Source organism: Citrobacter sp. CFNIH10 (genome assembly GCF_002934585.1).
Taxonomy (GTDB): Bacteria; Pseudomonadota; Gammaproteobacteria; order Enterobacterales; family Enterobacteriaceae; genus Citrobacter_A; species Citrobacter_A amalonaticus.
This window is the reverse complement of sequence record NZ_CP026216.1, coordinates 2,819,895-2,840,798: the sequence shown is the minus strand read 5'-3', so window position 1 is coordinate 2,840,798 and position 20,904 is coordinate 2,819,895. Positions and strand designations below refer to the sequence as shown.

Genomic DNA, 20,904 nt, shown 5'->3' with positions numbered 1-20,904 from the left:
AATTTTACTACTCATCCGACCACTTATTTTTAGCTATTTACGCTTTATTTATCTTTATCGCGTAATTAAGTTACAAAAAAGTTAAATTAATACTAATCATTAGTTAAATAATGGTCTTTGCCATTTTTATACTTTTTTTACACCCCCGACGTCGATTTTTGCGAAATCTTTGCAGGCAGATATTTACGCTTTGTTTATCACATTTATGCCACGGGAGGTGCACTGTGAGTGCAGGCGTGATAATCGGCATCGTGCTGATTTTCTTATTATTAGGTTACCTGGTATATGCATTGATCAATGCGGAGGCGTTCTGATGGCTGCGCAAGGATTTTTACTCATCGCCAGTTTTCTGCTGATTCTGTTCGTGCTCGCCAGGCCGTTAGGCGCGGGCCTGGCACGGCTGATCGGCAACCATTCGCTGCCTGGTACCGCGAGGGTTGAACGCCTGATCTGGCGCGGTCTGGGCATTTCGACAGACGAGATGAACTGGAAGCAGTACCTGCTGGCGATCCTCGCGTTGAATGTGCTGGGGTTGACGCTCCTGTTCCTGCTGTTGTTGTGGCAACACCTTCTGCCGCTGAATCCACAGCAGTTGCCCGGTCTGCCCTGGCATCTGGCGCTTAATACGGCGGTGAGTTTTGTTACCAATACCAACTGGCAGGCTTACAGCGGGGAAACCACCTTAAGCTATTTCAGCCAGATGGCCGGGCTGACGGTACAAAACTTCCTGTCCGCCGCGACCGGCATTGCGGTGGTGTTCGCGCTGATCCGCGCCTTTACCCGCCAGAGCATGAATACGCTGGGCAATGCGTGGGTCGACCTGGTGCGTATTACCTTGTGGATTTTATGCCCCATCGCGCTGGTGATTGCGCTGTTCTTTATTCAGCAAGGCAGCCTGCAAAATCTGCTGCCCTATCAGACTTTCACTACTCTGGAAGGTGTGCAGCAACTGCTGCCGATGGGGCCGGTGGCCTCGCAGGAAGCCATCAAGATGCTGGGGACCAACGGCGGCGGCTTCTTTAACGCCAACTCGGCACACCCGTTCGAAAACCCCACCGCGCTGACCAACATGGTGCAAATGCTGGCCATCTTTTTAATTCCAGCCGCGCTCTGTTTCGCGTTTGGCGACGCGGCAGGCGATCGTCGCCAGGGGCGGATGTTGCTGTGGACCATGTCGCTCATCTTCATCGTCTGCGTCGCCGTGGTGATGTGGGCGGAGGTCCAGGGCAACCCCCATCTGCTGCAATTTGGCGCGGATTCCACTCTTAATATGGAAGGCAAAGAGAGCCGCTTTGGCGTGCTGGTGAGCAGTCTGTTTGCGGTGGTGACGACGGCAGCCTCATGCGGCGCGGTGATCGCCATGCACGACTCGTTTACCGCGCTGGGCGGCATGGTGCCAATGTGGCTGATGCAGATTGGCGAAGTGGTGTTCGGCGGCGTTGGTTCGGGCCTTTACGGCATGCTGTTGTTCGTGCTGCTGGCAGTGTTTATCGCCGGACTGATGATTGGCCGCACGCCAGAATACCTGGGCAAAAAGATCGACGTTCGCGAGATGAAAATGACCGCACTGGCGATTCTGGTCACCCCTGCGCTGGTTTTACTCGGCACCGCGCTTGCCATGATGACCGATGCGGGACGCAGCGCCATGCTCAACCCTGGCCCACACGGCTTTAGCGAAGTCCTGTACGCCGTCTCTTCCGCCGCCAACAACAACGGCAGCGCCTTTGCTGGTCTGAGCGCAAACACCCCGTTCTGGAACTGCCTGCTGGCGTTTTGCATGTTCGTCGGTCGCTTCGGGGTCATCATCCCGGTGATGGCGATTGCCGGATCGCTGGTGGTGAAAAAGAGCCAACCGGCCAGTCCCGGCACCCTGGCGACCCACGGCGCGCTGTTTGTCGGTTTACTGATCGGCACGGTGCTGTTAGTCGGCGCCCTAACCTTTATTCCTGCACTGGCGCTTGGCCCAGTCGCTGAACACCTTTCCTTACGCTAAGCGATGCGGAGCAAATGTTATGAGTCGCAAACAACTGGCGCTGTTCGAACCGTCTCTGGTCGCTCAGGCGCTGATGGACGCAGTGAAAAAATTAAGCCCACATACCCAGTGGCGCAACCCGGTGATGTTCATTGTCTGGATGGGTAGCCTGCTGACCACCGTGATTACCGTTGCGATGGCGACAGGACAGATGGCCGGCAGCGCGCTGTTTACCGGGGCGATCAGTCTGTGGCTGTGGGTCACTGTACTGTTTGCCAACTTTGCGGAAGCGCTCGCCGAAGGGCGCAGTAAAGCACAGGCCAACAGCCTCAAAGGAGTGAAAAAGACGGCCTTTGCCCGCAAACTGCGCGAGCCGAAGTACGGCGCGAAAATGGATCACGTTCCGGCCGATGAGCTACGCAAAGGCGACATCGTGCTGGTGGAAGCAGGTGATATCATTCCCTGTGACGGCGAAGTCATTGAAGGCGGCGCCTCCGTGGATGAAAGTGCGATTACCGGCGAGTCTGCGCCGGTCATCCGCGAATCCGGCGGCGATTTCGCCTCGGTGACTGGCGGGACGCGCATTCTCTCCGACTGGCTGGTGATCGAGTGTAGCGTGAACCCCGGCGAAACTTTCCTTGACCGGATGATCGCCATGGTCGAAGGCGCCCAGCGTCGTAAAACGCCCAACGAGATCGCCCTGACCATTCTGCTGGTAGCCCTGACGATTGTCTTTTTGCTGGCAACCGCCACGCTGTGGCCGTTTTCTGCCTGGGGCGGTCACGCGGTCAGCGTCACGGTGCTGGTCGCCCTGTTGGTTTGTCTGATCCCAACGACAATCGGCGGGTTACTCTCCGCGATTGGCGTCGCCGGGATGAGCCGTATGCTCGGTGCGAACGTCATCGCCACCAGTGGACGCGCGGTGGAAGCCGCAGGCGACGTGGACGTACTGCTGCTGGACAAAACCGGCACCATTACTCTCGGTAACCGTCAGGCCTCGGACTTCCTGCCTGCGCAGGGTGTCGACGAAAAAACGCTGGCCGACGCCGCACAGCTTTCGTCGTTAGCCGATGAGACGCCGGAAGGTCGCAGTATTGTGATCCTCGCCAAGCAGCGCTTTAATCTGCGCGAACGTGACGTGCAGTCGCTGCATGCCACCTTCGTCCCCTTTACCGCCCAGAGTCGTATGAGCGGTATTAACATCGACAACCGGATGATTCGTAAAGGTTCCGTCGACGCCATCCGTCGCCACATAGAAGCCAGCGGTGGCCAGTTCCCGGCGGATGTCGAGCAGAAAGTGGACAGCGTCGCCCGTCTGGGCGCCACGCCGCTCGTGGTGGTGGAAGGTTCCCGGGTGCTAGGCGTGATCGCGCTGAAAGATATCGTCAAAGGCGGGATAAAAGAGCGTTTTGCCCAGTTGCGTAAAATGGGCATTAAAACGGTGATGATCACTGGCGATAATCGCCTGACCGCCGCTGCCATCGCCGCCGAGGCGGGTGTGGATGACTTTCTTGCTGAAGCGACACCGGAAGCCAAGCTGGCGCTCATCCGCCAGTATCAGGCGGAAGGCCGCTTAGTGGCGATGACCGGTGATGGTACCAACGACGCCCCGGCGCTGGCCCAGGCCGATGTCGCGGTAGCAATGAACTCCGGTACGCAGGCGGCAAAAGAAGCGGGCAACATGGTCGATCTCGACTCTAACCCCACCAAGCTTATCGAAGTGGTGCACATCGGCAAACAGATGCTGATGACGCGTGGTTCACTGACCACGTTCAGTATCGCCAACGACGTGGCGAAGTATTTTGCGATCATTCCGGCCGCGTTCGCCGCGACCTATCCGCAACTGAATGCGCTGAACATCATGCGTCTGCATTCGCCGGACTCGGCCATTCTGAGTGCGGTGATCTTTAACGCCTTGATTATTGTCTTTCTGATCCCGCTGGCGCTGAAAGGCGTGAGCTACAAACCGCTTTCCGCCTCCGCCATGCTGCGCCGTAACCTGTGGATTTACGGTCTGGGGGGGCTGGTGGTGCCGTTTATTGGCATCAAAGTAATTGATTTGCTGCTGACCCTGCTGGGTCTGGTGTGAGGTGTCTGATGAGTGCTTTACGTCCGTTGTTTTCAACACTGATTTTCCTGCTGCTGCTGACGGGCGGTGCGTATCCGCTGCTGACCACCGCGCTGGGGCAATGGTGGTTCCCGTATCAGGCCAACGGTTCACTGATTCGGGATGAGCATGGGGTGCGGGGTTCTGCGCTGATCGGGCAGAACTTTACCTCTGAAGGCTATTTCCAGGGACGGCCTTCGGCCACCGCTGAAATGCCCTATAATCCCATGGCATCCGGCGGCAGTAATCTCGCCGCCAGTAACCCGGAACTGGATAAACAACTGCAAAACCGGGTCGCCACCCTGCGCGCCGCCAACCCGCAGGCCAGTCGTAACGTACCGGTGGAACTGGTTACTGCCTCCGCGAGCGGTCTGGACAACAACCTGACGCCCGCCGCGGTGGCGTGGCAAATCCCCCGCGTGGCGCAGGCTCGTCATCTGACCATTGAACAGGTGACGCAACGGGTTGCAGAATACACGCAGAAACCACTGGTGAGCTTTATCGGTCAACCGGTCGTAAATATTGTCGAACTCAATTTAGCGCTGGACAGCATGAATGGCGAATAGTGAACCAGTACGCCCCGATCCCGATCGCCTGCTTGAGCAGGCGGTCGCCCCCCATCGGGGAAAACTAAAAATCTTCTTCGGCGCCTGTGCGGGCGTCGGGAAAACCTGGTCGATGCTGGCTGAAGCCCAGCGCCTGCGCGCACAGGGACTCGACATCCTGATTGGCGTGGTGGAGACCCATGGACGCAAAGAGACCGCCGCCCTGCTGGAGGGTCTCAGCATTCTGCCGTTGAAACGCCAGGCGCGCCACGGACGTCATATCAGTGAATTCGATCTCGATGCCGCGCTCGCACGCCGTCCGGCGCTGATCTTAATGGATGAACTGGCGCACAGTAATGCGCCGGGTTCACGCCATCCCAAGCGCTGGCAGGACATTGAAGAACTGCTCGACGCCGGTATTGATGTCTTTACCACCGTCAACGTGCAGCATCTCGAAAGCCTGAACGATGTGGTCAGCGGCGTGACGGGGATTCAGGTGCGCGAAACCGTGCCGGATCCGTTTTTTGACGCTGCCGACGAGGTGGTGCTGGTCGATTTACCACCTGACGATCTGCGCCAGCGCCTGAAAGAGGGCAAAGTCTATATTGCGGGACAGGCCGAGCGTGCTATTGAACACTTTTTCCGTAAGGGTAATTTAATCGCGCTACGCGAACTGGCGCTGCGCCGCACCGCCGATCGGGTGGACGATCAGATGCGCGCCTGGCGCGGTCGTCCGGGTGAAGAGAAGGTCTGGCATACCCGCGACGCCATACTGCTCTGCATTGGTCACAACACCGGCAGTGAAAAACTGGTGCGTACTGCCGCACGACTGGCGTCGCGACTGGGCAGCATCTGGCACGCCGTCTACGTCGAAACCCCCGCGCTGCATCGCTTGCCGGAAAAGCAGCGGCGCAATATTCTGCACGCCCTGCGACTGGCGCAAGAGCTGGGCGCGGAGACCGCCACGCTATCCGATCCCAGCGAGGATAAAGCGGTGGTCCGCTACGCTCGCGAGCATAATCTGGGAAAAATAGTGCTGGGGCGGACGTCAACGCGACGCTGGTGGCACCGGGAGTCGTTTGCCGATCGGCTGGCGAAACGCGCCCCTGAGCTGGATTTGATGGTGGTCGCCCTCGATGAGCCACCGGTGCGGACGCTGTCGTCCCTGCCCGATACCCGCGCCTTTAAAGACAAGTGGCGGGTGCAAATTCAGGGCTGTCTGGTTGCCGTTGCACTCTGCGCTCTGACAACGTTTATCGCCAGCCAGTGGCTGGCCGCCTTTGATGCCGCAAACCTGGTGATGCTCTATCTGCTCGGTGTGGTGGTCATCGCTCTCTTCTATGGTCGCTGGCCATCGGCGTTTTCCACCTTTATTGGCGTGGTCAGCTTTGATCTGTTCTTCATTGCGCCGCGCGGCACGCTCGCCGTCTCGGACGTGCAGTATCTCCTCACCTTCGGCGTCATGCTGACGGTTGGACTGGTCGTGGGTAACCTGACGGCGGGCGTGCGCTATCAGGCTCGCGTTGCGCGCTACCGGGAACAGCGAACTCGTCATCTTTATGAGATGTCGAAAGCGTTGGCGATGGGGCGCAGTGCGCAAGACATCGCCAGTACCAGCGAACAATTTATTGCCTCCACCTTTCATGCCCGCAGCCAGATTTTATTGCCGAATGAAGAGGGCAAACTGGCCGCCCTCACCCACCAGCAGGGAATGACCCCCTGGGATGATGCTATTGCCCGCTGGAGCTTTGATAAAGGGTTACCGGCAGGCGCTGGCACCGATACCCTGCCAGGCGTGCCGTACCAGATCCTGCCGTTACGCAGCGCCGACAAAACCCACGGCCTGGTGGTTGTCGAACCCGGCAATCTGCGTCAGTTAATGATCCCCGAGCAGCAGCGACTGTTGGAAACCTTCACTTTGCTGGTGGCGAATGCGCTGGAACGTCTGACCTTAACGGCCAGCGAAGAGCAGGCGCGGCTGGCCAGCGAACGGGAAAGCCTGCGCAACGCTCTGCTCGCGGCACTTTCTCACGACCTGCGCACCCCGCTGACCGTGCTGTTTGGTCAGGCGGAAATCCTCACGCTCGACCTCGCCAGCGAAGGCTCGCCTCATGCCAGACAGGCCAGCGAAATTCGCCAGCATGTACTGAATACCACCCGTCTGGTGAATAACCTGTTGGATATGGCGCGGATTCAGTCTGGTGGTTTCAACCTCAAAAAAGAGTGGCTGACGCTGGAAGAAGTAGTGGGCAGCGCGCTGAAAATGCTGGAGCCAGGCCTGGTTCATCCGGTAAACCTTTCCCTGCCCGCGCCGCTGACTCTCATTCACGTCGATGGCCCCCTGTTCGAACGGGTACTGATTAATCTGCTGGAGAATGCCATTAAATATGCCGGACCGCAGGCGGAGATCGGCATCGACGCGCACGTTGAAGACGAACATCTGCAACTCGACGTCTGGGATAATGGGCCAGGCATTCCACAAGGACAGGAGCAGCGCGTGTTCGATAAATTCTCACGGGGGAACAAAGAGTCAGCGGTGCCGGGCGTCGGGCTGGGGCTGGCCATTTGTCGGGCGATAGTGGAAGTGCATGGCGGGTCAATTGCCGTCTATAATCGCCCTCAGGGCGGTGCCTGTTTCCGTGTTACACTGAGGCAAGACGCTCCACCAGAACTTGAAGATTTTCATGAGGATATGTGACAAACGTTCTGATTGTTGAAGATGAGCAGGCCATTCGCCGCTTTCTGCGTACCGCGCTGGAAGCCGATGGGTTGCGCGTGTACGACGCCGAGACGCTTCAGCGTGGTTTGCTGGAAGCGGCAACGCGCAAGCCCGATCTCATTATTCTCGATCTCGGCCTGCCGGATGGTGACGGCATCGATTTCATTCGCGACCTGCGACAGTGGAGCGCCGTCCCGGTGATCGTGCTCTCTGCACGTAGCGAAGAGAGCGATAAAATTGCCGCGCTCGACGCCGGTGCCGACGACTACCTGAGCAAACCGTTTGGCATTGGCGAGTTACAGGCACGTCTGCGCGTCGCCCTGCGCCGTCATTCTGCAACGCCCTCTCCTGAGCCAGTGGTACGCTTTTCCGATGTGGTCGTCGATCTCGCCGCGCATCTGATTCATCGCGGAGAAACAGAAATCCATTTAACACCGATTGAGTTTCGCCTGCTGGCCGTGTTGCTCAACAACGCCGGGAAAGTGCTGACCCAGCGCCAGTTGTTGAACCAGGTCTGGGGACCGAACGCCGTCGAGCACAGCCATTATTTGCGTATTTATATGGGTCACCTGCGACAAAAACTGGAGCGTGATCCCGCGCGCCCCCGCCACTTTATTACCGAAACCGGTATTGGCTATCGTTTTATGCCATGAATGGTTATTCATTATTTTTAAATAAATCTTAAAATTAATTTTTATTATTCTTACTTAGCCGAAATTATATTATTTCGGGTATTTAAGATTTTCCACAAAATTAAAAAATACAGAATTATAACAAATAATAAACAAAACGATATCTTATCGCCAGCCATGCATAAAAAACGACTAAATATTTTGCGAATGATCGTTTTTTATTGATCTCCTTCACGGATCAGGCCGTTTTCCTGGATAAAATACCTTCACCTTCTACTGATAAAGAAAAGGTAATCAAAATGGAAAACAATAGCCGTACTATGCCACATATCAGGCGGACAACACATATTATGATGTTTGCCCACCGTAATAGTTTTGACTTTCATTTCTTTAATGCCCGTTAGTCTTTCGACTATGGGCACTCCAGCATACAGGTCTTCCTGACTCGCTGTATCGCAGGCTCACGCCTGTATTCCTCAGTGCTCACTCTGCTTAAGCCTTGATTTGCCTGTGACCGGACAGGTAAGGTTTTTTGCATCCTGAAAAAAAGCAATTTACTGATTTATTTATCAGGGGACACACTTTGCTTTTATTCCGGCGTTATCAGTTTCTCATTCGGGAAATTGAGGACCTGCTATTATCTGAAAATAAAGAGATGAAAATGTCTGAATTAAAAATTGCCGTGAGTCGTTCTTGCCCTGACTGTTTTTCTACACAACGCACGATTGTGAATGTTGATGAAAGTAATTTTATTGATGTCGCTGCCGTCGTGTTGTCTGTCAATGATATTGAACGTGGGAAGCTCGATGAAATTGACGCGACCGGATACGGTATTCCGGTATTTATCGCAACCGAAGAGGAAGAGCGCGTTCCGGCAGAACATCTGCCGCGCATTTCGGGCGTATTCGAATGCAATGAAGCCCGTACCGCTTTCTACGGTCGTCAGTTAGAAACGGCAGCCAGTCATTACGAAACACAATTACGACCACCGTTCTTCCGCGCGCTGGTTGATTATGTAAACCAGGGAAACAGCGCCTTCGACTGCCCAGGACATCAGGGCGGCGAGTTTTTCCGCCGTCACCCGGCAGGTAACCAGTTCGTGGAATATTTCGGCGAAACGCTTTTCCGCTCCGACCTGTGCAATGCTGACGTAGCAATGGGCGATTTGCTGATCCATGAAGGCGCACCGTGCATCGCTCAGCAACATGCCGCGAAGGTTTTTAATGCCGATAAAACCTACTTTGTGTTAAACGGAACCTCTTCGTCTAACAAAGTGGTGCTGAACGCACTGCTGACTCCGGGCGATCTGGTGCTCTTCGACCGTAACAACCACAAGTCAAACCACCACGGCGCGTTATTGCAGGCGGGCGCAACGCCGGTCTATCTGGAAACCGCACGTAACCCGTACGGCTTTATCGGCGGGATCGATGCCCACTGTTTTGAAGAAAGCTACCTGCGCGAACTGGTCAGCGAAGTGGCGCCGCAACGGGCTCGTGACGCACGTCCATTCCGTCTTGCTGTTATCCAGTTGGGCACCTACGACGGCACGATTTATAACGCCCGTCAGGTGGTGGATAAAATTGGTCACCTTTGCGATTACATTCTGTTCGATTCCGCCTGGGTGGGCTATGAGCAGTTTATCCCGATGATGGCGGATTGTTCTCCGCTGCTGCTGGAACTGAACGAAAACGATCCGGGTATTCTGGTAACGCAGTCCGTTCACAAACAGCAAGCGGGCTTCTCCCAGACCTCGCAAATTCACAAAAAAGACAGCCATATCAAAGGTCAGCCGCGCTATGTGCCGCATAAACGCATGAATAACGCGTTCATGATGCACGCCTCCACCAGCCCGTTCTATCCACTGTTTGCCGCACTGGATATTAACGCCAAAATGCACGAAGGCGTCAGTGGCCGCAACATGTGGATGGACTGTGTCGCCAACGGTATCGACGCCCGTAAGCTGATCCTTGATAACTGCCATCATATCCGTCCCTTTGTTCCGGAACTGGTTGATGGCAAACCGTGGCAGTCTTATCCGACTGCGGAAATCGCCAACGATCTGCGCTTTTTCCACTTCGTCCCTGGCGAACACTGGCATGCGTTTGAAGGTTACGCCGAGCATCAATACTTTGTTGACCCTTGCAAACTGTTGTTGACCACTCCTGGTATCAACGCACGCAATGGCGAGTACGACACCTTCGGCGTCCCGGCGACTATTCTTGCCAACTTCCTGCGTGAAAACGGCGTGGTCCCGGAAAAATGCGACCTCAACTCGATCCTGTTCCTGCTGACCCCGGCGGAAGACATGGCGAAACTGCAACAACTCGTCGCCCTGCTGGTGCGCTTCGAGCGCCTGCTGGAATCTGACGCACCGCTGGCGGACGTTCTGCCGTCTATCTACAAACAGCACGAAGCGCGTTATGCCGGTTACACCCTGCGCCAGTTGTGTCAGGAGATGCACGACCTGTATGCGCGTCACAACGTGAAACAACTGCAAAAAGAGATGTTCCGCAAGTCCCATTTCCCGCGCGTCAGCATGAACCCACAAGATGCCAACTACGCCTATCTGCGTGGTGAGGTGGATCTGGTGCCGCTGCCTGAGGCCGAAGGCCGTATTGCCGCTGAAGGCGCGCTCCCTTACCCGCCGGGTGTGCTGTGCGTGGTTCCTGGGGAAGTCTGGGGCGGTGCGGTACTGCGTTACTTCAGCGCACTGGAAGAAGGGATCAACCTGCTGCCCGGTTTCGCGCCGGAACTTCAGGGTGTGTACATCAACGAGTGCGATGGTCGCAAACAGGTGTGGTGCTACGTGATTAAACCGCGTGAAGCACAAAGCGACCTGTTGAAAGGAGAAGCATTATGAGTAAAGCCAAATCCAATAAAATGGGCGTGATGCAGCTCACCATCCTGACCATGGTCAATATGATGGGCTCCGGGATCATCATGCTGCCGACCAAACTGGCTGAAGTCGGCACCATTTCGATTATCTCCTGGCTGGTGACAGCCGTCGGGTCCATGGCGCTGGCCTGGGCGTTCGCCAAGTGCGGAATGTTCAGCCGTAAAGCCGGCGGGATGGGGGGCTACGCAGAATATGCGTTTGGTAAATCCGGTAACTTTATGGCGAACTACACCTATGGGGTATCGCTGTTGATTGCCAACGTCGCCATTGCCATCTCCGCCGTGGGTTACGGTACCGAACTTTTCGGCGCCACCCTCTCCCCGGTGCAAATCGGTCTCGCCACCATCGGCGTACTGTGGATCTGTACGGTCGCGAACTTTGGCGGTGCGCGCATTACCGGACAGATCAGTAGCATTACCGTCTGGGGGGTGATCATTCCGGTGGTCGGTCTGTGCATTATCGGCTGGTTCTGGTTTAGCCCGACGCTGTATGCCAACTCGTGGAACCCGCATCATGTACCGTTCTTTACCGCCGTCGGTTCCTCTATCGCCATGACGCTGTGGGCGTTCCTTGGTCTGGAATCCGCCTGTGCGAACGCGGAAGTGGTGGAAAACCCGGAGAAGAACGTACCGATTGCCGTACTGGGCGGGACGCTGGGCGCGGCGGTGATCTACATCGTCTCTACCAACGTGATTGCCGGGATTGTGCCTAACATGGATCTGGCTAACTCCACCGCACCGTTTGGTCTGGCGTTCGCGCAGATGTTCACACCGGAAGTGGGTAAAGTGATCATGGCGCTGATGATCATGTCCTGCTGTGGTTCATTGCTGGGCTGGCAATTCACCATTGCGCAGGTCTTTAAATCCTCTGCCGATGAAGGCTATTTCCCGAAAATCTTTTCTCGCGTGACCAAAGTCGATGCGCCGGTTCAGGGTATGCTGACGATTGTTATCATCCAGAGTGGCTTATCGCTGATGACCATCAGCCCATCGCTGAACAGCCAGTTTAACGTGCTGGTCAACCTGGCCGTGGTGACGAATATCATTCCGTATATTCTGTCGATGGCCGCACTGGTGATCATCCAGAGAGTGGCGAACGTTCCGCCGTCAAAGGCGAAGATGGCAAACTTTGTCGCCTTCATCGGTGCGATGTACAGCTTCTATGCGCTCTACTCGTCAGGTGAAGAAGCGATGTTGTATGGTTCCATCGTGACCTTCCTCGGCTGGACGCTGTACGGCCTGGTATCACCACGCTTTGAACTGAAGAATAAACACGGTTAAGGCTAGCCAAACAAAAAAAGGAGCCTTTCGGCTCCTTTTTTAATTCAGTGGTACAACTCAGGCGTTTTTCAGCACTTCGCTGACGATTTCGACCGCTTCTTTCTCGATCTGCTTGCGATGTTCTTCGCCAAGGAAGCTCTCGCAATAGATCTTGTACGCATCTTCCGTACCCGACGGGCGTGCCGCGAACCAACCATTGTCAGTCATGACTTTCAGACCGCCAATCGACGCACCGTTACCGGGTGCCGCCGTCAGACGTGCTGTGATCGGGTCTCCAGCCAGCGTACTGGCGCTGACCATCTCCGGAGACAGTTTCGACAGCGCCGCTTTCTGTGCCGATGTTGCGCCAGCTTGCAGACGGTTGTAGCTCGGCGCACCAAAACGGGCGGCAAGCTCGTTGTAGTGCTCCTGCGGGTTCTTCCCGGTGACGGCAGTAATTTCTGCTGCCAGCAGACACATGATGATCCCGTCTTTATCAGTAGACCACGGCGTACCGTCGAAACGCAGGAAGGATGCCCCCGCGCTCTCTTCGCCGCCAAAGCCGAAGCTGCCGTCAAACAGACCATCAACAAACCATTTAAAGCCCACCGGAACTTCAACCAGTTTACGCCCCAGATCGTTAACCACGCGGTCAATCATTGCCGACGAAACCAGCGTCTTACCGACAGCCACGTCTTTGCCCCACTGCGGACGATGCTGGAACAGGTAGTTGATAGCCACCGCCAGGTAGTGGTTTGGATTCATCAGCCCCGCCGGAGTGACGATACCGTGACGGTCATAATCCGGATCGTTGGCGAACGCCAGGTCGAACTTATCACGCAGCGCCAACAAACCGGCCATGGCACATTCAGACGAACAGTCCATACGGATTGCGCCATCTTTATCGAGATGCATAAAGCGGAAAGTCTGATCAACCTGATCGTTTACGATGGTCAGATTCAGTTTGTAATGCTCTGCGATACGCTTCCAGTATTCAATACCGGAGCCGCCCAGCGGATCCACACCCAGCGTCAGGCCGGCTTTCTGAATCGCCGCCATATCGACGATATCTGCCAGCCCCTCAACAAACGGCTGTACCAGGTCCTGCTCTTTGACATGACCGGACGCCAGCGCTGCATCCAGAGAAATGCGCTTCACGCCTTTCAGATCGTCAGCCAGCAGCGCATTCGCCCGATCTTCCACCACTTTCGTGACGTTGGTATCTGCCGGGCCACCATTAGGCGGGTTGTATTTAATGCCACCATCTTCTGGCGGGTTGTGGGACGGGGTAATCACAATACCGTCAGCCAGTGGACCGCCTTTTTTGTTGTGAACCAGAATGGCATTTGACACAGCGGGTGTTGGGGTAAAACCGTTGTTCTCCTGAACAATCACATCAACACCGTTCGCGGCAAGCACTTCCAGCACGGAGATAAACGCCGGTTCAGACAGTGCATGGGTATCTTTCCCCACGTAGCATGGACCCGTAATACCATTTTTTGCACGTTCTTCCGCGATAGCCTGCGCAATCGCCAGAATGTGGGGTTCGTTGAAGCTATGACGGCCTGCACTGCCACGGTGTCCGGAGGTGCCGAACTTCACCGCGTGTTCCGCATTTCCTTTTGCGGGCTTCAGTACATAGTATTGTGACGTCAGTTGCGCGACGTTAATCAAATCACTCTGTTGCGCAGGTTTACCTGCACGGTCGTGGATTGCCATTGCCTGGTCCTTTTCTGCATGGATTAAATTGTTCCGCAAACCTTTTCAATCAATTCCGCCGGGAATTGCATTGACTGCATGATGTGCTCAATCATGCTGCATTTACGGCCGGTGTTGGTGTTGGTGATCACCCAATACGGCGTGCCGGGCACGTGTTTTGGTTTGGTTTGGTTACCGTTTTTCAGTAGCGTCTGTTCATCAGCCGCGAAGTAGACACGCGTACGGCCATGCAACGATTCGGTTGCCTCAGCAAACGCGTGCTGATCCAGTGTATAGAGTGTAGTCAGCACCAGCATAAAGCGGTTAACGGCCTTCTTCTGTTCCGCATATTCATCGGACAGAAGCAGTTCACGCATAGCGCGCACTTTATCTTTGACAAGATTGACGGGTTTCGCCTCAGCAACAACCGGTTGCGCAGCGCGAACCTCTTTTGTCACTGGCGTGACGGGCTGTGATGCGGCGGAAAACTTCAACATACGCCGTAAAATCTCGGATGCGCTCTCGCCGATATGCTTCGTGTGGCTGGCAATATAGCTGTAGAGTTCATCATCAACTTCAATCGTTTTCATCTTAATCCAGTGCGGTGTCTTATCTGATCTGAAATACAAATCGTTGGGAGTATAGGAGCAAATCCCAACAGCGAATAGCGTCAAACCCGGCTGAACAAAAAACTCGGAGAAAACCGAAGTGGTTGCAGCCCAGTGGCAGAATGGTCAACATAATACCCTAACCCGACAGAGCGAAAAAAAGAACTTTGCCATGAAATTGAATATCCGAGCGCAATCCGCACAAAACCTGCACAATAATTCTCCCATCGTACTGGTTCACGGTTTATTTGGCAGTCTGGACAATCTGGGCGTGCTTGCTCGTGACCTGGTGAACGACCATGACATCATCCAGGTCGATATGCGTAACCACGGTCTCTCTCCTCGCGACCCGGTGATGAACTACCCGGCGATGGCGCAGGATCTACTGGATACGCTGGATGCGCAACACATCGAAAAAGCCACCTTCATTGGCCACTCTATGGGGGGTAAAGCGGTGATGGCGCTCAGCGCGCTGGCACCGGAACGCATCGATCGCTTAGTGGCTATCGATATCGCCCCGGTGGATTACCATGTCCGCCGCCACGACGAAATTTTCGCGGCTATCAACGCGGTGACGGCATCAGCGGCAAAAACTCGCCAGCAGGCGGCAGCGGTCATGCGCGAACATCTTAATGAAGAAGGCGTGATTCAATTTTTGCTGAAATCGTATGTTGACGGCGAGTGGCGCTTCAACGTGCCGGTACTGTGGGAACAATATCCGCATATCGTCGGCTGGGAGACAATACCCGCCTGGAATCATCCGGCGCTGTTTATCCCCGGCGGCAACTCCCCATACGTCACCGAGGCGTATCGCGACGATTTACTGGCACAGTTTCCGCAAGCACGTGCGCATGTGATTGCCGGGGCCGGTCACTGGGTGCATGCCGAAAAACCGGAGGCGGTGTTGCGCGCCATCCGTCGTTATCTTAATGAAACAGCTAACTGATTAAAAACTCAGCGTCCGTGCGCGATTACGCGTGTGAACGTTGGCGCGCCTCATTCGCTGATGTATGATGGCGCGCTATCCATCCGGGCAGAGGCCTGGCTGATTGTTTCCCCGAAGTCACCAATATCATGGCCAAAGAACAAACGGACCGTACGACACTAGATCTGTTCGCGCACGAGCGTCGCCCGGGACGACCGAAAACCAATCCGCTTTCACGCGATGAACAGCTGCGCATTAATAAGCGTAATCAACTCAAACGCGACAAAGTTCGCGGTCTTAAGCGTGTCGAACTCAAACTCAACGCAGAAGCTGTTGACGCGTTGAATGAGCTGGCGGAATCCCGAGAGATGAGCCGCAGTGAACTGATCGAAGAGATATTGATGGCCCAACTGGCAACGCTACGCGGCCAGGATCTCGCCTGAAATTATCCTCTCTCCCACTTTCGTGTAGCATGGAGTGCACTCGTATGCGTTTGCTATTTCCGCATACCTGACTGTTCTGCTATGATTGCCCTTATCTGTGGGCAATTCGCCACCACCATTTCAATAAGTTTCAAGAGGTTACTTTACTCATGGCAATCACTGGCATCTTTTTCGGCAGCGACACCGGGAATACCGAAAATATCGCAAAAATGATTCAAAAACAGCTTGGTAAAGACGTTGCCGATGTGCATGACATTGCAAAAAGCAGCAAGGAAGATCTCGAAAGTTATGACATTCTGCTGCTTGGCATCCCAACCTGGTACTACGGTGAAGCGCAGTGTGACTGGGACGACTTCTTCCCTACCCTCGAAGACATCGATTTTAACGGCAAACTGGTCGCACTGTTCGGCTGTGGCGATCAGGAAGATTATGCAGAATACTTCTGCGACGCGTTAGGCACAATCCGCGATATCATTGAGCCGCGCGGTGCAACCATCGTGGGTCACTGGCCGACCGCTGGCTATCATTTTGAAGCCTCCAAAGGTCTGGCGGATGATGACCATTTTGTCGGTCTGGCGATTGACGAAGACCGTCAGCCGGAACTGACCGCCGAGCGCGTGGAAAAATGGGTGAAGCAGATCTCTGAAGAATTGCACCTTGATGAGATCATCAACGCCTGATGTACGGCGGCGCAGACAAGGTTTGCGCCGCATCAATAGACAGAACCAATCAAAATAATTGCTACAAATTTGTAACTTTCTTGCCCATCCCTGTACAATGTGCGGGAGTTTTTAGGTGGCGCTCTCATTTCCAGGCAATACCGACTATTTATTAACATTTGCCAGAGGCTTGCAGTTTTCATTTAGACACGGCAGTCCTATAATGAAACGCATTATCCCGAGTGCAATTTCTGTCACTTCTTGTATGAAGTGAATCGTTTAGCAACAGGACAGATTCCGCATGACTGACAACAATACCGCATTAAAGAAGGCTGGCCTGAAAGTAACGCTTCCACGTTTAAAGATTCTGGAAGTTCTTCAGGGACCGGATAACCATCACGTCAGTGCGGAAGATTTATACAAACGACTGATCGACATGGGTGAAGAAATTGGTCTGGCGACCGTGTATCGCGTGCTGAACCAGTTTGATGACGCCGGTATCGTAACCCGCCACAATTTTGAAGGCGGCAAATCCGTTTTCGAGCTGACCCAGCAGCATCATCACGATCACCTGATTTGCCTTGATTGCGGCAAAGTGATCGAATTTAGCGATGAGTCTATTGAAGCGCGCCAGCGTGAGATCGCGTCGAAGCATGGCATTCGTCTGACGAACCATAGCCTCTACCTCTATGGCCACTGCGCTGAAGGCGATTGCCGCGAAAACGAACACGCGCATGACGCGAAATAATCTGCATTATTCTGAAAAGCCAACCTGCCGGTTGGCTTTTTTTATGCCTGCCATTCCCTACTCAGCGCTTTCTTCTGCCTGCATGTTGCTTTAATGTAAAATATATCACCCTGCTTCGTCCGGAGAATCGAAATGGAACTTCGCCAGCTACGTTACTTTGTCCGTATTGTAGAAACCGGCAGTATGGGCAGCGCGGCGCTCGATCTCGACATCGGCGTGTCCGCCCTGAGCCAGCAGATGACGCGGCTGGAAAACGAACTCGCGATCCGCCTGTTGCAGCGAACCTCGCGCGGCGTCACGCCCACTAACGCCGGTCTGGCCTTTTACTCGCAGGCACAACTGGCGCTACGCCACGCCGATGATGCGATCCTGGCCGCTCGCGAGGCGCGTCTTTCGGGACACGTCAGCGTCGGCATGGCCCCCAGCACCGCCTCCATCCTGGGAATACCGTTTATTCATGCCATGCGGGAATATTACGCCGACGTTCGCCTGCATGTGGTGGAAAGCCTGTCGGGTAATCTGGAACGGATGATCAACACGCGCCAGATTGATCTGGCGGTCGTGTTTCAAAAAGAGAAGATCCTGCGCTGGAGCGCCAGACCGGTTCTTGAGGAGCGCCTGTTTCTGATTGGCACACACGAGCTGCTGGCGGATATTCCGGATGACACCATAACGCCTGCTCAACTGGCGAATATTCCCCTGATCATGCCAAGCCAGGGACACGGCCTGCGTGGCAGACTGGAAGCCATCTGTCAGGAACACGGACTGAAGGTCGATATTGCCACGGAAATTGACGGCCTGACGTTACTGATGCGCGCCGTTGGCAGCGGACTCGGCGCCACGCTGCAACCCGGTGCAGCCATTTCGCATCTTGAGAGGGAAGCGCTAAGAGTGATCGGCGTCCATAATCCTGTCCTCAGCCGCCCCAATTTTCTGGTCAGTCTGTCGGACGATGAACTCACCCCTGCCGGTCTTGCAGCCCGCGTAATACTCACAAAAGTCATGCGTGAACTCGTTGAAACCGGTCATTGGCCGGGCGCAACCCTTTACGCTCCCTAAACCCCTCTTTAGCTATTCGTCATAGCGCCCATACAATCAGCACGTATACATTTCAATTACAAATTTAACAAATAGTTAAATGGTAATGGAGTAGACGATGGTTGATGTACTGGTGATTGGCGGTGGTAATGCCGCGTTATGTGCCGCCTTAACCGCCCGTGAGGCAGGAGCTTCCGTGCTGCTGTTAGAGGCTGCGCCCCGGGAATGGCGCGGCGGGAATTCCCAACACACGCGCAATTTACGCTGTATGCACGATGCGCCACAGGATGTGCTGGTCGAGAGTTATCCCGAAGAGGAGTTCTGGCAGGATCTCTGGCGTGTCACCGAAGGCAATACCAATGAAGCGTTGGCGCGACTGGTGATCCGGACCTCTTCCCAGTGTCGCGACTGGATGCGTCAGCACGGCGTTAATTTTCAGCCTCCGCTCTCTGGCGCGCTGCACGTGGCGCGTACCAATGCCTTCTTCATGGGCGGCGGTAAAGCCCTCGTGAACGCCTATTACCGCAGCGCAGAAAAGCTGGGGGTACAGATTCGCTACAACACGCCGGTACAGGCACTTGAATTGCACAACGGCGAATTCATCGCAGCCCTGGCAGGCCACGAGCGCATTGAGGCGAAAGCCTGCGTACTCGCCGCCGGTGGATTTGAATCCAACCGCGAATGGCTGCGCGACGCCTGGGGAGAGAACGCTCGTGGCGAATGGCCAGCCGATAACTTCCTCATTCGCGGCACCCGCTTTAATCAGGGCGTCTTGCTCAAATTTATGATCGATGCCGGTGCTGACATTATCGGCGATCCGTCTCAGTCCCACTGTGTGGCAATTGATGCCCGGGCCCCGTTGTACGACGGCGGCATTTGTACCCGCGTGGATTGCGTCTCACTGGGTGTGGTAGTCAACCGGGACGCGGAGCGCTTTTACGATGAAGGCGAAGATTTCTGGCCGAAACGCTATGCCATCTGGGGGCGTCTGGTTGCCCACCAGCCGGGGCAGATTGGCTACTCCATTATCGACAGCAAAGCGATCGGTCACTTTATGCCGCCGGTTTTCCCCGGCGCACAGGCCAATACGCTGAGTGAACTGGCCCGCCAGTTGGGGCTGGATCCCGAACGCTTTACCCATACCGTGGAGCACTACAATCAGGCCTGTCAGCCGGGTCAGTTTGATCACACGAAGCTGGACAACTGCGCGACGCAGGGCCTGACGCCACCGAAAACGCACTGGGCGCGGCCTATTGATACGCCCCCCTACTACGGTTATGCCCTGCGACCGGGGATCACCTTTACCTACCTGGGACTGAAAGTGAATGAACACGCTGCGGTTCACTTCGCAGGCACCCCCAGCCGTAACCTGTTCGTTGCCGGTGAGATGATGGCTGGCAACGTACTGGGCAAGGGCTATACCGCCGGTGTCGGCATGTCCATCGGCACCACGTTTGGTCGCATCGCAGGTAAAGAAGCCGCGCAGGCAGCACGTAAGGAGGCGCATCATGAAGCAGCTTGAAAAACTGATCATCGAGGCCAAAATTCTCACCGAGCCAGAAGCTGAAGTCGAGCGGGTGATGCAGGTGTGTAATGCCTGTCGCTATTGCGAAGGGTTTTGCGCCGTGTTCCCGGCGATGACGCAACGGCTGGAATTTGGCAAAGCGGACATTAACTATCTGGCAAACCTGTGCCATAACTGCGGCGCCTGTCTGCACGCCTGCCAGTATGCGCCGCCCCATGAGTTTGCGATCAACGTGCCGAAAGCAATGGCGGAAGTGCGTCTGGAAACGTATCAACACTACGCACAACCGGCGGCCTTCGGAGCGCTGTATCGCCAGGCTGGCGTTACCGTGACGCTGGCACTGGTCTTTAGTCTGATCCTCTTTTTACTCCTCGCGATGGGGCTGAAGGGATCGCTACTCCATCCGCCGCTGGCCGGTGATTTCTACCAAATCTTCCCGCACAACCTGCTGGCATGGATGTTTGGATCGGTTTTCATGCTGGCGATCGGTTTACTAATGGCAGGGGTGATCCGCTTCTGGCGCGAGATCTCTCCCGTCGGGCCGCGTCCGGCGGAAATTGCCGAAGCGTCGCACAACGCGCTGACGCTGAAATACCTCGACGGCGGACATGGCAAAGGCTGCAACGAGGCGGACGATGCTTTCACATTGATGCGTCGTCGTTTCCACCATTTCACCTTCTACGGCTTTATGCTCTGTTTCGCCGCGACCGTGGTGGCGACGGGTTACCACTACTTCGCCGGTTGGGAAGCCCCCTACCCGTTCTTCAGCGTGCCGGTCATGCTTGGCACGCTCGGAGGAATCGGTTTAATTGTCGGCCCGGCAGGCCTGCTGTGGTTAAACCTTAAGCGCTCGCCACTGCATGGCGACGCGCGACAGAAACCGATGGATCGCGGTTTTATTTTACTGCTGCTCCTGACCAGCCTGACCGGTATAGGTTTGCTGGCGGGAAGAGACACCTCATGGATGGGGATCCTGCTTGCCATCCATCTTGGCGTGGTCATGGCGCTTTTTTTGACCATTCCATACGGAAAATTTGCCCACGGATTTTACCGCTGCGCGTCTTTACTCAAATGGGCGATTGAGAAGCGACGTGGAAAACAGGCGGGGGTCGCAGGCGACTAACCCGCAA

18 protein-coding genes are annotated in these 20,904 nt (G+C 55.3%); 16 read left to right on the top strand and 2 right to left on the bottom strand.

Features of this window, described 5'->3' with window-relative positions:
* Positions 1–224 precede the first annotated feature (224 nt).
* From kdpF to potE, 9 genes are all read left to right on the top strand, one after another.
* The gene (gene kdpF, locus C2U53_RS17030) at positions 225–314 is read left to right on the top strand and encodes a K(+)-transporting ATPase subunit F (protein WP_042285393.1); all 90 of its coding nucleotides are present in this window, start codon (positions 225–227) and stop codon (positions 312–314) included.
* Positions 314–1,993 carry a potassium-transporting ATPase subunit KdpA gene (gene kdpA / locus C2U53_RS17025; RefSeq protein ID WP_104446149.1) on the top strand — a complete coding sequence of 560 codons (1,680 nt, stop codon included), beginning with the start codon at positions 314–316 and terminating at the stop codon, positions 1,991–1,993. The genes kdpF and kdpA overlap by 1 nt, the downstream gene beginning before the upstream one ends.
* A gap of 19 nt (positions 1,994–2,012) precedes the next feature.
* The gene (gene kdpB / locus C2U53_RS17020) at positions 2,013–4,061 is read left to right on the top strand and encodes a potassium-transporting ATPase subunit KdpB (protein ID WP_044327929.1); all 2,049 of its coding nucleotides are present in this window, start codon (positions 2,013–2,015) and stop codon (positions 4,059–4,061) included.
* Positions 4,062–4,069: 8 nt separating this feature from the next.
* Positions 4,070–4,645, top strand: coding sequence for a potassium-transporting ATPase subunit KdpC (gene kdpC / locus C2U53_RS17015; protein WP_043001386.1), 576 nt, complete (start codon positions 4,070–4,072; stop codon positions 4,643–4,645).
* Positions 4,635–7,322 carry a two-component system sensor histidine kinase KdpD gene (kdpD, locus tag C2U53_RS17010; protein ID WP_104446148.1) on the top strand — a complete coding sequence of 896 codons (2,688 nt, stop codon included), beginning with the start codon at positions 4,635–4,637 and terminating at the stop codon, positions 7,320–7,322. Before kdpC ends, kdpD begins: the two co-directional genes overlap by 11 nt.
* The gene (gene kdpE / locus C2U53_RS17005) at positions 7,319–7,996 is read left to right on the top strand and encodes a two-component system response regulator KdpE (RefSeq protein WP_043001388.1); all 678 of its coding nucleotides are present in this window, start codon (positions 7,319–7,321) and stop codon (positions 7,994–7,996) included. Before kdpD ends, kdpE begins: the two co-directional genes overlap by 4 nt.
* A gap of 278 nt (positions 7,997–8,274) precedes the next feature.
* Positions 8,275–8,379, top strand: coding sequence for a leader peptide SpeFL (speFL, locus tag C2U53_RS29940; protein ID WP_114149115.1), 105 nt, complete (start codon positions 8,275–8,277; stop codon positions 8,377–8,379).
* Positions 8,380–8,636: 257 nt separating this feature from the next.
* The gene (gene speF, locus C2U53_RS16995; RefSeq protein ID WP_046401512.1) at positions 8,637–10,835 is read left to right on the top strand and encodes an ornithine decarboxylase SpeF; all 2,199 of its coding nucleotides are present in this window, start codon (positions 8,637–8,639) and stop codon (positions 10,833–10,835) included.
* Complete coding sequence (gene potE / locus C2U53_RS16990; protein WP_044256569.1) at positions 10,832–12,151, top strand: putrescine-ornithine antiporter; 1,320 nt, start codon at positions 10,832–10,834, stop codon at positions 12,149–12,151. Before speF ends, potE begins: the two co-directional genes overlap by 4 nt.
* 57 nt (positions 12,152–12,208) lie before the next feature.
* On the opposite strand, the gene pgm is transcribed toward potE, so the two are convergent.
* Both pgm and seqA read right to left on the bottom strand, forming a co-directional pair.
* Complete coding sequence (gene pgm, locus C2U53_RS16985; RefSeq protein WP_044266360.1) at positions 12,209–13,849, bottom strand: phosphoglucomutase (alpha-D-glucose-1,6-bisphosphate-dependent); 1,641 nt, start codon at positions 13,847–13,849, stop codon at positions 12,209–12,211.
* A 23-nt stretch (positions 13,850–13,872) separates the two neighbouring features.
* On the bottom strand, positions 13,873–14,418 hold the full coding sequence (gene seqA / locus C2U53_RS16980) for a replication initiation negative regulator SeqA (RefSeq protein WP_043001391.1): 546 nt from the start codon (positions 14,416–14,418) through the stop codon (positions 13,873–13,875).
* A gap of 190 nt (positions 14,419–14,608) precedes the next feature.
* Between seqA and ybfF the strand changes: the two genes are divergently transcribed.
* The 7 genes from ybfF to tcuB all read left to right on the top strand — a co-directional run bounded on the left by ybfF (position 14,609) and on the right by tcuB (position 20,897).
* Entirely contained in the window at positions 14,609–15,382 is a 774-nt protein-coding gene (gene ybfF / locus C2U53_RS16975; RefSeq protein WP_043001990.1) for an esterase, read from the top strand.
* A gap of 128 nt (positions 15,383–15,510) precedes the next feature.
* Positions 15,511–15,804 carry a LexA regulated protein gene (ybfE, locus tag C2U53_RS16970; RefSeq protein ID WP_043001392.1) on the top strand — a complete coding sequence of 98 codons (294 nt, stop codon included), beginning with the start codon at positions 15,511–15,513 and terminating at the stop codon, positions 15,802–15,804.
* Positions 15,805–15,953: 149 nt separating this feature from the next.
* On the top strand, positions 15,954–16,484 hold the full coding sequence (gene fldA / locus C2U53_RS16965; RefSeq protein WP_043001393.1) for a flavodoxin FldA: 531 nt from the start codon (positions 15,954–15,956) through the stop codon (positions 16,482–16,484).
* Positions 16,485–16,764: 280 nt separating this feature from the next.
* Positions 16,765–17,211 (top strand): ferric iron uptake transcriptional regulator, encoded by a 447-nt coding sequence (gene fur, locus C2U53_RS16960; protein WP_043001394.1) that lies wholly within the window; start codon positions 16,765–16,767, stop codon positions 17,209–17,211.
* A gap of 132 nt (positions 17,212–17,343) precedes the next feature.
* On the top strand, positions 17,344–18,270 hold the full coding sequence (tcuR, locus tag C2U53_RS16955; protein ID WP_054176140.1) for a tricarballylate utilization LysR family transcriptional regulator TcuR: 927 nt from the start codon (positions 17,344–17,346) through the stop codon (positions 18,268–18,270).
* 97 nt (positions 18,271–18,367) lie between these two features.
* Complete coding sequence (tcuA, locus tag C2U53_RS16950; protein WP_104010328.1) at positions 18,368–19,771, top strand: FAD-dependent tricarballylate dehydrogenase TcuA; 1,404 nt, start codon at positions 18,368–18,370, stop codon at positions 19,769–19,771.
* Positions 19,758–20,897 carry a tricarballylate utilization 4Fe-4S protein TcuB gene (tcuB, locus tag C2U53_RS16945; RefSeq protein ID WP_044256576.1) on the top strand — a complete coding sequence of 380 codons (1,140 nt, stop codon included), beginning with the start codon at positions 19,758–19,760 and terminating at the stop codon, positions 20,895–20,897. Before tcuA ends, tcuB begins: the two co-directional genes overlap by 14 nt.
* Positions 20,898–20,904: the final 7 nt, after the last annotated feature.

Bases quoted from the DNA above. Each gene is read 5' to 3' on its own strand.
- kdpA (WP_104446149.1), top strand. From the start codon at position 314: ATGGCTGCGCAAGGATTTTTACTCATCGCCAGTTTTCTGCTGATTCTG.
- kdpB (WP_044327929.1), top strand. From the start codon at position 2,013: ATGAGTCGCAAACAACTGGCGCTGTTCGAACCGTCTCTGGTCGCTCAG.
- kdpC (WP_043001386.1), top strand. From the start codon at position 4,070: ATGAGTGCTTTACGTCCGTTGTTTTCAACACTGATTTTCCTGCTGCTG.
- kdpD (WP_104446148.1), top strand. From the start codon at position 4,635: ATGGCGAATAGTGAACCAGTACGCCCCGATCCCGATCGCCTGCTTGAG.
- speFL (WP_114149115.1), top strand. From the start codon at position 8,275: ATGGAAAACAATAGCCGTACTATGCCACATATCAGGCGGACAACACAT.
- speF (WP_046401512.1), top strand. From the start codon at position 8,637: ATGTCTGAATTAAAAATTGCCGTGAGTCGTTCTTGCCCTGACTGTTTT.
- potE (WP_044256569.1), top strand. From the start codon at position 10,832: ATGAGTAAAGCCAAATCCAATAAAATGGGCGTGATGCAGCTCACCATC.
- pgm (WP_044266360.1), bottom strand. From the start codon at position 13,849: ATGGCAATCCACGACCGTGCAGGTAAACCTGCGCAACAGAGTGATTTG.
- seqA (WP_043001391.1), bottom strand. From the start codon at position 14,418: ATGAAAACGATTGAAGTTGATGATGAACTCTACAGCTATATTGCCAGC.
- ybfF (WP_043001990.1), top strand. From the start codon at position 14,609: ATGAAATTGAATATCCGAGCGCAATCCGCACAAAACCTGCACAATAAT.
- ybfE (WP_043001392.1), top strand. From the start codon at position 15,511: ATGGCCAAAGAACAAACGGACCGTACGACACTAGATCTGTTCGCGCAC.
- fldA (WP_043001393.1), top strand. From the start codon at position 15,954: ATGGCAATCACTGGCATCTTTTTCGGCAGCGACACCGGGAATACCGAA.
- fur (WP_043001394.1), top strand. From the start codon at position 16,765: ATGACTGACAACAATACCGCATTAAAGAAGGCTGGCCTGAAAGTAACG.
- tcuR (WP_054176140.1), top strand. From the start codon at position 17,344: ATGGAACTTCGCCAGCTACGTTACTTTGTCCGTATTGTAGAAACCGGC.
- tcuA (WP_104010328.1), top strand. From the start codon at position 18,368: ATGGTTGATGTACTGGTGATTGGCGGTGGTAATGCCGCGTTATGTGCC.
- tcuB (WP_044256576.1), top strand. From the start codon at position 19,758: ATGAAGCAGCTTGAAAAACTGATCATCGAGGCCAAAATTCTCACCGAG.